The 14590-nt window shown below is 69.9% G+C and carries 10 protein-coding genes and 4 pseudogenes; 10 read left to right on the top strand and 4 right to left on the bottom strand.

From position 1 onward, the window contains the following. The first annotated feature begins 42 nt into the window (after positions 1 to 42). Entirely contained in the window at positions 43 to 1737 is a 1695-nt protein-coding gene (locus ACQEV2_RS41595; protein WP_433055350.1) for a hypothetical protein, read from the top strand. After that, entirely contained in the window at positions 1737 to 2450 is a 714-nt protein-coding gene (locus tag ACQEV2_RS41590; RefSeq protein WP_433055347.1) for a helix-turn-helix domain containing protein, read from the top strand. The genes ACQEV2_RS41595 and ACQEV2_RS41590 overlap by 1 nt, the downstream gene beginning before the upstream one ends. Before the next feature lie 423 nt (positions 2451 to 2873). Here ACQEV2_RS41590 and ACQEV2_RS41585 read toward each other — a convergent pair whose 3' ends face one another. Together ACQEV2_RS41585 and ACQEV2_RS41580 are read right to left on the bottom strand one after the other, a co-directional pair. Beyond that, positions 2874 to 3500: a hypothetical protein gene (locus ACQEV2_RS41585; protein ID WP_433055344.1), complete on the bottom strand. Its 627-nt coding sequence runs from the start codon at positions 3498 to 3500 to the stop codon at positions 2874 to 2876. 202 nt (positions 3501 to 3702) lie between these two features. Next, positions 3703 to 4056: a hypothetical protein gene (locus tag ACQEV2_RS41580; RefSeq protein WP_433055342.1), complete on the bottom strand. Its 354-nt coding sequence runs from the start codon at positions 4054 to 4056 to the stop codon at positions 3703 to 3705. Between the two features lie 825 nt (positions 4057 to 4881). Between ACQEV2_RS41580 and ACQEV2_RS41575 the strand changes: the two genes are divergently transcribed. The 6 genes and pseudogenes from ACQEV2_RS41575 to ACQEV2_RS41550 all read left to right on the top strand — a co-directional run. After that, positions 4882 to 5637 carry a DUF6083 domain-containing protein gene (locus ACQEV2_RS41575; RefSeq protein WP_433055339.1) on the top strand — a complete coding sequence of 252 codons (756 nt, stop codon included), beginning with the start codon at positions 4882 to 4884 and terminating at the stop codon, positions 5635 to 5637. A gap of 31 nt (positions 5638 to 5668) precedes the next feature. Beyond that, a complete protein-coding gene (locus ACQEV2_RS41570; RefSeq protein WP_433055336.1) occupies positions 5669 to 6004 on the top strand; it encodes a hypothetical protein in 336 nt (111 codons plus the stop codon). Between the two features lie 221 nt (positions 6005 to 6225). Continuing rightward, complete coding sequence (locus ACQEV2_RS41565; protein WP_433055333.1) at positions 6226 to 6420, top strand: hypothetical protein; 195 nt, start codon at positions 6226 to 6228, stop codon at positions 6418 to 6420. Beyond that, a complete protein-coding gene (locus ACQEV2_RS41560; protein ID WP_433055330.1) occupies positions 6417 to 6704 on the top strand; it encodes a hypothetical protein in 288 nt (95 codons plus the stop codon). The genes ACQEV2_RS41565 and ACQEV2_RS41560 overlap by 4 nt, the downstream gene beginning before the upstream one ends. Continuing rightward, positions 6701 to 8181: pseudogene (locus tag ACQEV2_RS41555) on the top strand (UvrD-helicase domain-containing protein). Before ACQEV2_RS41560 ends, ACQEV2_RS41555 begins: the two are co-directional and overlap by 4 nt. Before the next feature lie 688 nt (positions 8182 to 8869). After that, a pseudogene (locus tag ACQEV2_RS41550) lies at positions 8870 to 9121 on the top strand (NPP1 family protein); the annotation flags it as partial. A 63-nt stretch (positions 9122 to 9184) separates the two neighbouring features. On the opposite strand, the pseudogene ACQEV2_RS41545 reads toward ACQEV2_RS41550, so the two are convergent. Beyond that, positions 9185 to 9332 (bottom strand): annotated as a pseudogene (locus ACQEV2_RS41545) (IS630 family transposase); the annotation flags it as partial. A gap of 1098 nt (positions 9333 to 10430) precedes the next feature. On the opposite strand from ACQEV2_RS41545, the gene ACQEV2_RS41540 reads away from it, so the two are divergent. Continuing rightward, a complete protein-coding gene (locus tag ACQEV2_RS41540) occupies positions 10431 to 10577 on the top strand; it encodes a hypothetical protein (RefSeq protein WP_433055328.1) in 147 nt (48 codons plus the stop codon). A 362-nt stretch (positions 10578 to 10939) separates the two neighbouring features. After that, positions 10940 to 11128, top strand: a pseudogene (locus tag ACQEV2_RS41535) (cold shock domain-containing protein). 558 nt (positions 11129 to 11686) lie between these two features. Here the strand turns inward: ACQEV2_RS41535 and ACQEV2_RS41530 are convergent. Beyond that, the gene (locus tag ACQEV2_RS41530; RefSeq protein ID WP_433055325.1) at positions 11687 to 11935 is read right to left on the bottom strand and encodes a hypothetical protein; all 249 of its coding nucleotides are present in this window, start codon (positions 11933 to 11935) and stop codon (positions 11687 to 11689) included. Positions 11936 to 14590: the final 2655 nt, after the last annotated feature.

Here is a 14590-nt window from a genome sequence, read left to right as displayed (position 1 = left end):
CCCCCACCTCCCGCGCCGCTGCAGCAGCCGACCGACCCTGCCATGCCCCGCGAACTGCCTGCCCTGCCCCAGGACACCGACACCGACCGCTGGTTCACCCCCACCTCGGGTCTGGCCTCCCAGTACCCCAACTTCATCCAGCAGCCCCATCCCACCGTCTTCCTGGACGCCGCCACCGGGGTCCTCGTCCACCGCGACCAGAGTGTCCGCCTCGACCTGGGCGACCGGTCGGCCGCAGCCATTCTGACCGCCGTCTTCCACGCCGTTCCCGACACCATCCAGCGCATCTACATCACTGCCGGGGCCCCCTGGCATCGCGACGCCGACCGCTACCCCTACCTCCGGGACGCCGTCGCCGCCTGGCTGAACGCCCCCACCCCCGGCTGGCGCGTCGACACCGGCCGCGGCCGTGACCGGATGGCCGGACACTTCGTCCACGCCCGCAACCCCGTCGCGCGCTACCAGCGCACCAACGGCGACCACCACGTCGAAATCCGCAGCGTGGGGGAGTGGTTCGACCTCGACCCATCCGACCACCCCGGCATCGTCCGCGACGCCTTCCGCTTGCTGTGGGAGGAACTGCGCCGCCACTTTCCCGAGGCTGTCGTCCTCGGCTCGCCCTCCCAGACCGGCCGGGACCTGTGGACCCGCACCATCCCCCGCCGGGGCAAACACGCCGACGGCTTCCCCGTCCTGTCCGAGGAACTGCGCGGCCTGCTGCACGCCACCGCCGGACAGGGCCGCAACGAACTCCTCACACCGCCCAGCGTTCCCGAGCACCTGCCCGCGTTGATCGAATACGACCGCACCTTCGCCTACGCCAAACACACCTGGAAATCCCCCGTCGGCGCCCCCCGCCGCGTCACCGGCAAAACTTTCGCCTCCTTCTCGGCCAAAGAACAGCACGACGCCCTCTACGGCTGCAGCCACTGGCACATCCGCGTCACCGTCCCCCACGGCTGGAACCACGTCGGCCTGCTGCCCGCCCCCGCCCCCGGCGACCGCGCCTGGCACTACCCAGCCACGCCCGGCGCCACCTTCACCACCTGGGCCGGCGGCCCCGAAGTCCACACCGCCCTGACCAACCCCCTCCAGCCATGGAAGGTGGAGATCCTCGACGGCATCCTGTGGGAAGCGGGCAAACCCCTCGACGAATGGTCCAAGAAGCTCAAGGACACCTGGACCAACCTCTCCGCCCAGGCCCACTTCCAGGGCGACGCCTCACAGGCCCGGGCCGCCTACCTCGCCTCCCGCGCGGTGCGCTCCATCCTGCTCTACGGCATCGGCTCCTTCGCCCAGCGCCCCCGCATGGTCACCGGCACCACCCCCCGCAGCATGGAACGCGACGTACCCCCGGACGCCGAAATCGTCGGCTTCGACGACGAGTTGATCACCTGGCAGAGGCCCACCGGCTTCGCCCGCGACCCCAACGCCCACCCCGAATGGGCTGCCACGATCTGGTCCGCCGCACGCGCCGCCCTGCTCACCCAGTATCACCGCGACGACGACACCTACGCCGGAGCCCTGCACACGCCCCCCGGCACCGTCGTCGCCTTCCGCACCGACGCCCTTTACCTCACCCAGCCCCAGAACTGGCCGTACCACCGCCGCCCCGGCGACTACCTCCTCAAGAGCCACCTGTCCGGCCCCGTCAACGCCCCCACCAGCGAAGAAGAACTCCTCACCCTGCGCGACACCGGCCGCCAGGCTCTGAACAACGCACCAGAAGAGGCCTGATGCCGCCCCGCCGCCGCCCCGCCGCCCGGCCCGCACGCAACGAAGCCGCCCAACTCGCCGACCAACTCCAACAAGCCGGCTACACCAAACGCGACATCGCCCGCATCATCGACCGCGACCCCTCGCTGGTCTCGCAGTTCTACACCAAGAACAAAGGCGCAGCCTTCGTCACCGCCCTGCGCGAAGTCCTGGCCGCCGTGCAGACCGGCGGCATCACCGACCTGCCCGAACTCGCCGCCATCGCAAGTCGGCACATCACCCGCCGCACTACTGCCTCCGGCGCCCGCGCCCGCGTCCGCGGCAAGGCCGTCCTCATCACCCCGACCGGATCCGGCAGCGGCCGTGTCGGCGCCCAGGCCATCGCCTCCGGCTCCGCCCGCCTGCGCCCCCTCATCGCCGAAGCCGCCCGCCGCGGCCTGCGCCTGGCCTTCACCGTCCGCCTGGCCAAGACCGCCTACCTGCACCCCTCCGGCAGCCGATCCGACTCACCCGGCATCCGCCGCGACGTCATCCAGCGCGCCGACCACACCGAAGAACGCTCCTACGGCTCCGCCCAGACCGGCGGCTTCGACGCCGCCGACTTCGCCCGCCGCGTCAACGCCGCCAGCGGCGACGTCACCGCAGCCGTGCACCAATGGCTGGTCGAGACCGGACGCATCCACCCCGACGCCCACATCACCCACCTCGAAATCCGCACCTGGCGCCCCCGCTGACCGACCCACCCCCGCACACCAGCAACCCCCTGGCACATCATCGAGCAGACGTACCGGCGTGGGACAGCGGTAAGTTGAACACCATGGTGCTGTCGTCAAGGGAACGCGTGAGGACTGCGATCGCCGCGCTCATGCGTTTGACGGGGGAGACACAGGCCGATCTCGCTCTGGCGCTGGAAGTCAGCCAGGCACAAGTCAGCCGCCGCCAGTCCGGCGTCGCACCAGGGCCCCTGGACGACTGCGACCGTGTGGCGGCCCACTACGCCATCGACGTACTTGATCTCCTGGCCGGCCCCACACGCGCGTGCGAAGGCCTGCCGCCGACACGCCGACCCGCCCCCCAGCGTCAATAGCAATCGAGTGCACCTACCGCGGGCTCACAACGAATGCCGCTCGACGAGGTAGCCGCCCTCGGGCGTGCCGTCAGACGGACGGCTGCGTGTTCTGCTCGTCGGCTGCGGCTGGTTCGGCTGCGTCGGGGGCGGTGTAGAAGACGGATTTGCCTTGCTTGGCGCGCTCCGCCTGGCTCTTGGCCACGAGCCCTTCGAGCGTGACCCGCACGACCTTGGTCGCGATCTGACGCTCAGGGTGGGCCTGGCCGAGCGCCGCAGAGATTTCCGCAGCGGAGCGCGGTTCCTTCAACTCGACAAGGTGACGGCGAATGAGCTCGACCAGGGTGGGCTGGGTCGCCTTCGTGGCACCCTCCGTCCTGGCCACGGGCTTCTTGGCTGCTGCCTTCCCCGGCGCGGCGGTGGACTTCCGCGTCCTGGGCTTCTCGCCGCGCGCGGCACCGGCCTTCTGCCGGGGAGAGGGCACCGCTGCGTTTTCGGGCTCTGCCGCAGGCGCCGTCGGCGCTGCGGTGATGCCCAGCGCCTGCTGCATGTTCACCAGCACGGTGTGGTCGTGCTGCAGGGAGGCAAGCTGCTCCTGCAGGGAGGCGATCTCCGCCCCGATACGTTCCTGCTCCTTGGCGTTGCGCTCGAGGTCACCCGTCACCTGGGCGGCGTACTGCGATGTCAGTTCAGAAGCGGGAGTCGTTGTCTCGGGCATGGTGCTGACCTTTCCTCTGCGAATGACCGTGCTGCGGGGCGGCACCGCAGGAGGGCGACGTCCCTTTTGGACGAGGTGCCTTGCGGCCCCGTATGGCGCGGCAAGTGCCGCACTATGCCTCGGCGTACAGATGGTACGGACAAACAGCGCCGGTTGTTCCGGCCATGTGGTGTCCTGTTGCCCGGGGGCAGTCCCAAGGACGTCATGCCCTGTACCCGTGAGGCAGTACGACGGGACGTGTCCGCGCCTGCGGCTGGGGCAACTGCCAGACCACCTCGTCGGTCTCCCGGCTGTGATGCCATGCCCCCAGGGTGCGTGTCGTCACGAGCCGGTCGAGTAGTTCTGCCGTCTGCTGCGGAGAGTGCCCGCACAGGCGGGTGAGGATGTCCATGTCGGTGCTGTGTTCGACACGGGCGCAGGTGTGCGCGGCCAGCGCGAGAGCGGTCAGTCGCAGAGCGGGCGGTGCGGCCGGCAGGACCAACGGCGTGGGCCGCAGCGCCCAGTCGGCGGCGCGGCGTCGTGCGCGGCGGCCGGGCGCCTGCTCCAGCAACGGCATCGAGCAGTCGCGAGCGCACGGGCAGCGCACGGAAGTCCGGCAACTCCAGCCAGCCCGCATGGGCCAGCTCCAACCACAGTTCGCGGCTCCCGCGCAGGCACATGCCCCGCAACAGCCCGGCCGGCAGCCGGACATGACCGCGGGTGTCGGCGCGCAGCGCGCACTGGAGGGCCAGCAGCCGGGCGGCAGGGGAGGCGAACCTGGGCAGCGCGGCGGCCAGGTAAGTGAGCATCTCCTGCACGCGCAGCCGCTCATCGGATGCCGCCGGCTGCGCCCTGGCAGATGTGGGGCGCGCCGGGCAACTGGCAGGCCGCGGCCTGCGGGGGCCAAGGACGGTGTCCGGGACGACGGCCGTGAGGCTGGTCGCTGCCGCGCAGGCAGCGCAGGCATCGGCCAGCCGCCAGGTGCGGCCGCTGTGGTCGCGGGTCAGGGCGAGCAGAACAGGGCCGGCGCAGCCGCGGTGACGCGGATGCCATGAACACCCGCGCTCCCGGCACTGGCAGGTCCTCAGATGTCCTGGGAGCACATCGGTCCTGGCGTGACAGGCCAGATGCGCCAGGACGGCGGACCGCGCGGACGCGGCCCTGAGAGAGGGGTGCGCGGTGCAGTGAGCACAGACAAGACTCGGCCCGCCCGCCCGTGAGCGCAGTTCCACCGTCCAGATACGCCGCACTGTGACGTGCGCACCGGCAAGCCTCATCGGCTGGTTGCCCTCCTGTCGTTCAGCGCCGCCGTGGCCGGTGCGCTCCAGCGGAGGCACCTGGGACGAACGCACGGTAGTGCAGATTCCCAGACCGTAAACGGCACCCTCCACAGAGAACGAAAGTGCAGAAATTCGCACTGACAGGGCAGGTGTCTGCACCGTCGGATGATGGGGTGCCGATCTTGCAGCCCGATCCCGACCTCACCGCCCTGCGCGTCACGCTGGCGCGTCTGAGGAATGACCGCGGCTGGACTTTTGACGAACTCGCCGACCGTAGCGGTCTGGCCCGGCGCACCCTCATCGACCTCGAACGCGGCCGCGCCGCCGGCAATGTCACCACCTGGCATGCCCTCGCGCACGCCTTCGACGTGCCCATCGAGGAACTGCTCGGCGCTCTCTGCGGCAACCACACCCGCCTGGTTCGCGCGGCACCTGAAGACCCGCCCGCTCCCACCGCCTACACCGACAAAATCACCCGAACGGCAAGCAGCCCTCGAACATGCAACCGCTCGCCGGTTCACGTGTTCGGAATCATGGGGCCAGTCGGGGGACATGACACCCGCCGCATGTCCCGAGGACGAACGCCGCCTGGCACGGTCGCCGCCATGTGCCCCAACCGCACCCCCACCGGCCGCCATTGGGACGGCAGCCCACGCCACCTGCACCCACGCCGTCCCCTCCGGGCGGCCGCAAGCAGCCCCAGCCGCCTGCTGCGCCACGGCCAGAGCGGCCGCTGCCGCCAGTGCGGCAACCGCATCGACCTCTACCACCGCGCCGACCAGCGGCCCATCGCCCTGCACCCGCCGAACTGGCTGCCGCCCAGGTCCCCGAACCCTGCCGCTGGCACCTCAGCAGCGGCATCGCCCACCCCACGGTGACGGCACCGCGTGGTGCCGTATCCCGCACGCCGTGCTCTGCCCCCGCCGCACCCCCCTCTGCCGAACCAGCCCCTACCTCGACGCGCTCCGCCGCCAGCTCGCCCTCCGCACCCGCCGCCTGACCGACACCGGCGCCTTCACCCCCACCCCGCCCGCCACCGGTTCACAGATCACCGACCCCCACAGCCCCGCCCGTCCCGTCGTACAGATGCTGCTGTGCCACTACCTCGCCGAGCACACGGTCGAACGCATCCGCTGCGTGGCCCAGACCCGCCACCGTCACCGCTGCCCCCACCCGTCCTCGCCCCGGCCGGGCCCACCGGCACCTGGAGACTGCTGCCCACCGGACCTCGCCGCGGTCAACTGACCCTGCCCGACGTCCTGATGGCCGTCCAACAGCTGGGCCGCCTCCCCTACAGCGAACAACTACGCTGGCGCGCCCAACGCTGCCCCCAACACGCCCGTCGCCCCGGGCGCCGCCGATCTCGCCCTGGCCGAATGGCAGCCCTTCGACCCACTCCTGCACGCGGCACACATCCGCACCCGCCTGCCCCACCCTCAGGTCCGCCAGCTCAGAAACCGGTGACAATGCCGCACCACGCCCTGGAAATCGCGCTGACCCGGCCCCTGACGGCGGCCGAACTCTGTCACGCCGCCCAAGCCTGGCCGCTCGCCGCCAACCACGACTCCACCCGCCTCATGGCCCTCGCGGACGGCAAACCCCCGAACGAGCCACCCACCGCCTGCGCCGACGCCTCACCGCCCGGCTGCCCATCGACGTGATCACCACCCACTACTCGGACGCGCACGGACACGTCCTGCTTGACGTCGCCTTCCCGCCCGCCGCCCACACCGCCCTGAAACGGAACGCCCGCAGCGCGGGCCTCACCCCCGAACGCTACGTACGAGAGGCCCTCCAACGCGCCCTGGCCGAGCACGCCGACCGGGAGACCGACCGACTCGACCACGCCGTACGCCACCTCCTCGCCAGTACCACCTCTGCGCACCTGCTGTCCGCCGTCGGACACGCCCTCACCCGCCCACTGGAAGGACGACCCATCCCGTGAACCCCACCGACGAACAGACGGCCGCAGCCGACGCCTTCCACGCCGGCGACCACCTCGCCCTGCAGGCAGGTGCCGGCACCGGCAAGACCACCACCCTCACCCTGCTCGCCCGCACCACCAAGCGCCGCGGCCGCTACCTCGCCTACAACCGCGCCATCGCCCAGGACGCCACCGCCCGCTTTCCCGAACACCGTCCAGTGCAAAACCGCCCACGCCCTCGCCTACGCCGCCGTCGGCCACCGCTACCGCAGCCGCCTGAACGCGCCCCGCCGCCCCGCCTGGAAAACCGGACAAGCCCTCGGCATCACCAAAGCCATCCGCATCGGTGACCGCGAAGTCTCCCAACGCGCCCTGTCCAACGCCCTCCTGCGCACCGTAACCCACTTCTGCCACACCGCCGACGAGAAGATCACCCGCCACCACGTGCCGAAACTGCGCGGCCTCGAAGACACCGGCATCGCACCGCGAACTCGCCACCCACCTCCTGCCCTTCGCCCGCAAAGCCTGGAACGACCTACAAACCCCGACGACGGGCGCCGTACGCTTCGACCACGACCACTACCTGAAGATCTGGGCCCTCACCCAGCCCAGAATCGACGCCGACTACCTGCTCCTGGACGAGGCCCAGGACACCAACCCCGTCGTCGAGCAAATCTTCCTGAGCCAGCGCGGCCACGCCCAGCTGGTCATGGTCGGCGACTCCGCCCAGGCCATCTACCACTGGCGCGGCGCCAAAGACGTCATGACCGGCTTCGACGGCGCTCAGCTCACCCTCTCGCAGTCGTTTCCGCTTCGGCCCCGACCTCGCCCATGAGGCCAACCGCTGGCTGCACCTCGCCGACGCCCCGATCCGCCTCACGGGCACCCCACCGTGCCCACGAACTCGGCCCTGTCACCCGGCCGGACGTCGTGCTGTGCCGCACCAACGTCGGAGCCATGACCCAGGTCATGACCCTGATGTCCGCCGGTTGCCGGGTCGGCCTGGTCGGAGGAGGCGACAGTCTGTGTGCCCTCGCCCAAGCCGCCCGCGATCTGAAGGAAGGCCGCCGCACCCACCACCCCGAACTCGTCCTCTTTCCCACCTGGGGCGAACTGCAGGACTACGCCGCCCCACGACCCGGCCGGACGCGACCTGCAGCCCTTCGTCGACCTTGTCGACACCCACGGCGCCGAAGCCATCCTCGCCGCAGTGGACCGCCTCACGCCCGAGCCGCAGGCGCAGGTCAGCGTCTCCACCGCCCACAAGGCCAAAGGCCGTGAATGGCCCCACGTCAAGATCGCCGAGGACTTCACGCCCCGGGACACGAGCACTCCGCCAGGCCATCCGGAGCACGCGGCGCCCCGCACGATCGACGACAGCGAAGCCCGTCTCGCCTACGTGGCTGTCACCCGTACCCACCACCGCCTCGACCTCGGCGGCCTGTCCTGGATCGACCAGCAGCGGGACAGCACGAGAGCCTGCCTGGCGTCCTCCTGAAAGCGTGTGCACATGGCCGTATTCGGGCAGGGCGGTGCCCTTGTGCTGGATGGGCGAGCAGATGGAACTCGTCGGATCGGTCCACTGCCGGCCGTCGAACTCGCGCGGATGCCGCACAGCGGCATCGGCTGCTTAACCGGCCACCTGGCAAAAACCTGAGCGGAGCCGCCGTACCTGCGACTCTTCGGGACTTCCTTCCGTCAGTGACCGCGTGTGATCCAGGTGCCGAGGTGGGGAGGCAGTCGTCCTCCTTGGGCGACCGAGGATCACAACTCGTCCAGTCCTTCCCGGTGCAGCCGGGATCGGCCCGGTGACATCCAGGTTTCCGATAAGGGCCGTACAGGTTATGTGGCGTGTGGTGTCGATCAAACAGCATGTAAATGCTCACGGCTGGATTTATCACCCTGGCGAGACGGGCTGCTGAAATCCCGCCGCCCTCCAGTCTCGGTCTCGTTCCACCGGATCCCCGGCGCAGATCACGCCGGAATCCCGGCAACACCCGGCAGTCCGAGCCACTGGAGAATCCGCATGTCGCAGAAAGCCAAGCCCCGCAGAGGGTCCCGTCTCGCCAAGGCCGCCGCCGTCCTGGGGCAGCGTCGCTGCCCTGACCGCCGGCCTGGCGGGCAGTGCCAACGCCGCGATACTGAACCCCCTGCCGTGGAACGCGAGCACGTTCCAGACCAAGTACATGCCGCTGTTCGACTACGACACGAACGGCTGCTTCCCGGCGGCGGCCGTCGATGCGAGTGGAAGGCTCAATGGGGGCCTCAACAACAGCGGGGCGATCGTCGGCGGCTGCCGGACCAACCACCTCGGCAAGGCCAACACCTACGCGCAGTCGAAGTGCCAGAACGGCTGGTGTGCTTACGTCTACGCGCTCTACTTCGAGAAGGACCAGGCCCAGAACGGCCTCGACGTCGGCGGGCACAAGCACGACTGGGAGTCCGTCGTGGTCTTCCAGAAGCAGGGCGAAGAGCGGCCGCGCTTCCTCGCCGCTCCCGACACGTCGCACCGACCGCGACGTCACGCGAAGCACTCGCGACGGCTTCGGTCTTTCTCACCGCGAGCGAACCGCTCGGCCGCCTCAAGGCGCACCCGCTCCCGCTTTCCTGCTCCTTGGGCGTCAGCCCGCCCCCATGCGGGTACCGCATGACGACCTCGTACCGCAACGATCAAGAACGTCACGGGCCCGGACTCCGCGAGTTCAACCTGAGTACTCACAGATCCACCCGGGCATCCGAGGGGCGGCCGTGGCGCTGTGCGGCCCTCTCGTCCCCGAAGTCCCGTCGCCACCCTTCGCACAGGTCACACCAGAAAGCCATATATAAACACATTGCAAAACCGCTAGGAAGAACACCGAAAATACCCGGTAAATCATTTTTCGAGGCGAGTGGGAAACCTCCCAGTATTCGGTCCGAGCCTGTCCCGGTAATAAGGCGGTCTGCCCTGTCGCGATGACCGAGCCGACCGGCGGATCACGAGCCGCGGCGGGCCGGCCCCCGCAGCCGATCGGCTGCGGATGTCAGGAACGGGCCTGAAGCGCCACTACCTACCGGAGCCGGGGCACCCGCCCCTGCCGGAGGAAGAGGAGTCAAGCGTCGTGGACAGCACAGTTGTCAGCGTGGCAGCGACAGTGGCCGCGTGTGTGGCCGGGTGCGCCGCCCGGGTGCTCATGGCCAGGATCCAGCACCCGCGCCCTGCTGGGCAAAGCCCGCATCGAGGAGGAAGGCCGCACGGCCGGATCAACGCGCTGGGCAAGGGCGGTACCTTGCAGGAAAGGGACCGGCAGGACATCAACTACTCGTGTTGTCCAGGGGATATTGGTGAGGGGGGAGACCGTGGACCGCAGGGCGGATGACACTGCTGCCGCGCCCGGCGCACCGCAGCAGCCCGTATCGGCGGTCGAGGCTGGCTACTCCTATCAAGAGGACCAGCCTTACCTCATCCGGTTCCTGCTGCGCCACGGGGCCACCTTCCAGAAGCCGAGGACGCCGGTACACAGCGCGTTCGTGGCACTGATGCGTTCACGGCAGCCCGTGCCAGCGCCCGCGGCCGTGGCTGCGCACGGTCGCTCTGCGAGCCTTTCTGCGGCAGACGGTCCCCGAGCAGCCTGACAAACAACCTGACGGACCGTCTGGCGGAGACGAGCGCAGACTGGCACACCCCCCTTCACACGGCGGAGCTGAAACGAGCAGCAGCGCCGGGTCCTCACGGCTCTTCTCCCAACTGCCTTCAAGCAGCGCAGTGTGATGGCCTGGCACCTCGACGGGTTCTCCACCGCTGAGATTGCCGGGGCGATTGGTATGGAAAACGCCGCGGTCCTGCAGACCTCTCGAGGGCCCGCGCGCACGCTCAAGCAGCAGCTCGGCATCACCGACCGAAGGAGGCCGCAGTGACCAACGCTCGGCGCACTCCCGGTGACGAACTGGGCCTGTACTGGACGCGATGGACGCAGCCTCCTGGCGGCGTTCCGACCACGACTGACCCCGTCCAGCCCGGACAGCGCAGCCGTGCACAGCACGGCGCATGAAACATGCCGCGCACGAGGATCTGGCCATAACGAGGACCAGGCACTCGACATGTGCTGGACACGACCGACGATGCCCTGCTGACGGCAATTGAGACGCGCCTCCATCACACCGCCCGGACGAACACCCGCCCGCACGCCCGCTGGCCATGACGCGCCGCTGCCGGAATCAGAGGGAGAGTCTGAAAATCCGGCAGCCGGGAAAGCTATTTTTGTGACCGGGACAGTCAAGTGTTCAACGCCGAAAAGGGATACGGATTCATCACCCCCGACGGAGCATCAACCGTCGATATCTTCGTACCACAGCGCCATCAAAATGGACGGGTACCGGACTCTTGAAGCAGGGATGCGTGTCACGTTTCCATCTCACAGGGCCAGACGGGCCCCCAGGCGGCAAATGTGAGGTACGTGAACGGATAAACAGCTGCACGCCGAACCACGGGCATCCGACGCCCACACAAAGCTCGGCCCACGGTGTTGACGGTTCTCAGCAACCTGCCCGAACCGGCCGATCGCTCAGCGCTGCAAGAACCGCCACCACGGCACGCTCCATCAGGCCGGCGGCAGGCAGTGAGGTACATGGCGCCCCGGCACTGATGGCGCGCACTGGGCATCGGCCGCCCCCGGTCCCTGCCGAGAAAGCAAGCGCCCTGCGCACCGGTTTGCTGTCTCTCATGGCCCATTGCGACCCGACCGTGTTCTGTCAGCTTCCGTAGGCGTCTTCGATGGCGTCGGCCGTTGATCGGAGCGACGCGTAGTGCCTCACGCTCGGGGTGTTCTCGGCAGGGGCGTTCGCGTGGAGGATGGCGGCGTGGCGGAATGGTGGCGGTGCGGCGGTATCCGTCGACGGACCCGTGGTCGAGGAGCAGCGGCGGTGATGAGCTGGGTGGTGGGGGAGTGGGGGTGCGGGCGGCGCGTTCGGCGACGTGGTCGGCGTTTTCCAGGTCGGTCTGTTGGGTGATGGTGGTGGCGGTGAGCTCAGAGCCAGGTGTCCTGGTCGAGGCTGTCGGCGAAGGGAGGTGTCCCACCCTGCAGCGCGCAGCCGGGAGGCGATGCGACAGCGGCGGCCAGATCGGACGGCGCCCGCTCGGCCTCTCGTCGCTCCCGGCCGCGGCGCTGTAGGTGTGCGAGCCGGGACAGCATCCCGAGACGGCGTGTCCCGCCCGTGAGGTCGGCGAGCCCGGCGAGGAATGCACCGGCAGGGCGCTCTCGGCGTGCGGTGCGCACAAGGCCTGCACAGCCCGGCACGGTCCACCGGCCAGCGGACAGGGTCGGGGTCTGCCGTGGGTGAGCCAGCTGCGTGCGGGGCGCCACACTGGATCCAAGGACAGCAGCGTGTCGGCATGGTCGGTGACCAGGCGGGTCGCAGTGGTGGAGCTGCCGAGGCCCGAATCCGATGATGGCGAGGGACTGGTCGGTCCGGCTCGGCGCCGAGCAGCTCCTCCCAGTACGCCGGTCAGTTGCTCCGGGCAGTCCCTCGCCGGCTTCGCAGGGCGTGTTGGATGCCCCAGGCGGTCAACGACAGCAGGGCGCTGCCGCCGGGCGCCGTGGTGGCGGCACCCAGCCGGGGAGGAGGTGTCAGGCGAGGCGTGCTCCAGCGGTGATGAGAGTGCGCAGCCAGTACGGCGTCCGCCTCCGATCCCCCAGGGACGCGCCGGTGTTCCAGAGCCGGTGCAGGAGGTTGGAGATGACCAGCTGCAGCCCGCGGCTGCCTGCGGCACGTCGGCGTCCTGCGGCCGCACGGCGAAGGCGGTCTCGGCGAGGGGGACCAGCAGACCGGGGCTGAGCGGCCGCTCGTAGCGGACGTGGTGGAGGGCGCGTTGAAGTAGGCGCTCTGCGGAGCCGGGCGCGCGGCGGCGCGGCCACCGCGGCCGGGTCGGCGCCCAGGCAATCGGGGTCCTGGCCGACGAGCTCGCCGAGCAGCCGGCGCGTGCACCATCCCGTCATCGCCGTCTCGCCGTCATCATCGGTCTTCATCTCCCGGGGCCACGGGAGGGGCGTAGCGGCGAGCTCGGGCGACGGCGGCCGCCGCTCCGTCGGCACTGGGCGCGCGCGGTGAAGGACTCCAGGGACAGCCCGCCATAGACTCCACCCAGCTGGTGATCTTCACCGACGGGCTTGGGCCCGACGCGGCGGGCGGGCCGTACTTCTTCCCCAGGCAGGCCAGGACCGGCTGCCAGGCGCGCGCGCACGGCCTCGGGCAGCACGGGCGACAGGCCCCGCACGATGCGCCACGGCTGGGCCACGGCCGGGAAAGGCGTCGGCCACGCATGGATTTCCTCCGCGGCGGGCGGTGACGCCCAGGCCCTCGGTGAGCGCCGCCTCGAGCTCAGCGCGCAGCTCTTTGGGGACAGTGAAGTGTGAACGAGGCGAGGAAGTCGGCGAGATCCGCGCTCGGCCACGTTCCACCCACCTCCCGGTGCGGCATCGAGCGCAGCCTGCCACCATCCCGCGCGGCCTCGGCACGCCCGCTGTCGAGGGGCCAGGACTCGGCCAGATGCACGGCCACCAGCCGCGCCCGCGCTCATCCTGCGACAGCTTGCCGTGCACGCCCCGCAGCCGCTGCGCGACCGGCACACCCAGCCGCGCCTCGGCCAAGGCGAGATCGAGCACAGCCCGCATCAGCGTCCGACGGTTCGCATGCGGCGGCGTCAGCCAAAGTGACCTCACCGAGGTCGTTGACGATCTCGGCTGCAAGCGCGCCTCCTCGTCGCCGAGATGATCGGCCAGCACACCGGCGAGCGCGGAACGGATGATCACGCCGAGCCGGTCCTCACCCCGTGCGCAGGCACCCGCCAGAGACAAGTGGGCCACCAGGTCATCACGAGCCGCCCGCAGCAAACAGGCGACCGCTCTCCCACGTATTCGTTCGCGTCAACGTGAAACGTAGCGCGCCACGCAGAGATGGCTTTTCTCCGTGCACGGCGACCCACGGCCGGAGAAAGCGCTCCGATGACGACGGGACATGTCCACAGCCCAGTAACGCGGCCCGCCGCAGGGCGGCGAATTTCCCGGTCGGCTGACGCCCGCACAATTCTCGGTCAGCAGCGCGGGCACGCCGCCATGCCGGACAGTCAGCTCACCACGGCGACCACCTGCGACAGTGCGCACCAGGCCCGGTGGCGCAACGGATCTCGTTCCAGATGCCCCTTCCACCCAGGCACACCCCGCTCGGCTCCTTCGCCACGGCAGCCGCCGCAGAGTGAGGGCGCGGCCGACCAGCGGCCCCTCCTCGGGCAGCAGGCGGTGAGCCGGCAGCAGGCCCAAGCCAGCGCCCCGCTCACCAGCCAGCACTGAAGAAGTACATCCCCGGCCCGCGGGTCGGTCATCCGGCGCAACCTGTTCCGCGTCCTAGCTGCACCGGGCACCTATCCAGGCGGCAGCTTCCCGCAACCGGTCCGCCCGGTCTCGGGCAGACCCCAACAGCTGCTCCATGGCGGCCATTGACGTTCCTCGACTGACGGGCGTGCCTCGTCGGCACCGCTGCTTGGAGCCAGTGCAGCACACCCGAGGCACTGCTGTAGAAAGCACTCCAACTGCGGGCCGCCTCCGTCTTCGGGCCAGCCCCATCTCCTGCCGGGTTCTGCGCAGCCACCAGTGCCCGATTCTGCCGGGTACGGAACCCACCGCGCTTCCGCGCTGCTCGGCACGCAGCTCCTCGACCGCACCCACGAGGACAGTCAAGCTCCCGGCACCCAACCTGCCCTGTGCCGCCAGGCATCGCCACGCCCAGCCGCTCAGAGACCGCCCTGGTAGCGCTACGCAGCCCAGGGAAGTCTCACAGCGATACTCAGCGCTGTCCAGCGCACCCGCAGACACGACTGGGCCACCTCATAAGGCGCCCGGAACTCCGCAGGCGGTCGGACGTGGGCGAATCTCTCT

The sequence above is a fragment of the Streptomyces sp. CA-251387 genome, from assembly GCF_050936625.1.
In the GTDB taxonomy this organism is placed as follows: domain Bacteria; phylum Actinomycetota; class Actinomycetes; order Streptomycetales; family Streptomycetaceae; genus Streptomyces.
This window is presented reverse-complemented; position numbering and strand designations above follow the sequence as displayed.

What these genes read in the sequence shown, in the direction of transcription:
- ACQEV2_RS41595 (WP_433055350.1), top strand. Translation starts at nt 43, where the DNA reads ATGCCCCGCGAACTGCCTGCCCTGCCCCAGGACACCGACACCGACCGC.
- ACQEV2_RS41590 (WP_433055347.1), top strand. Translation starts at nt 1,737, where the DNA reads ATGCCGCCCCGCCGCCGCCCCGCCGCCCGGCCCGCACGCAACGAAGCC.
- ACQEV2_RS41585 (WP_433055344.1), bottom strand. Translation starts at nt 3,500, where the DNA reads ATGCCCGAGACAACGACTCCCGCTTCTGAACTGACATCGCAGTACGCC.
- ACQEV2_RS41580 (WP_433055342.1), bottom strand. Translation starts at nt 4,056, where the DNA reads ATGCCGTTGCTGGAGCAGGCGCCCGGCCGCCGCGCACGACGCCGCGCC.
- ACQEV2_RS41565 (WP_433055333.1), top strand. Translation starts at nt 6,226, where the DNA reads ATGCCGCACCACGCCCTGGAAATCGCGCTGACCCGGCCCCTGACGGCG.
- ACQEV2_RS41540 (WP_433055328.1), top strand. Translation starts at nt 10,431, where the DNA reads ATGGCCTGGCACCTCGACGGGTTCTCCACCGCTGAGATTGCCGGGGCG.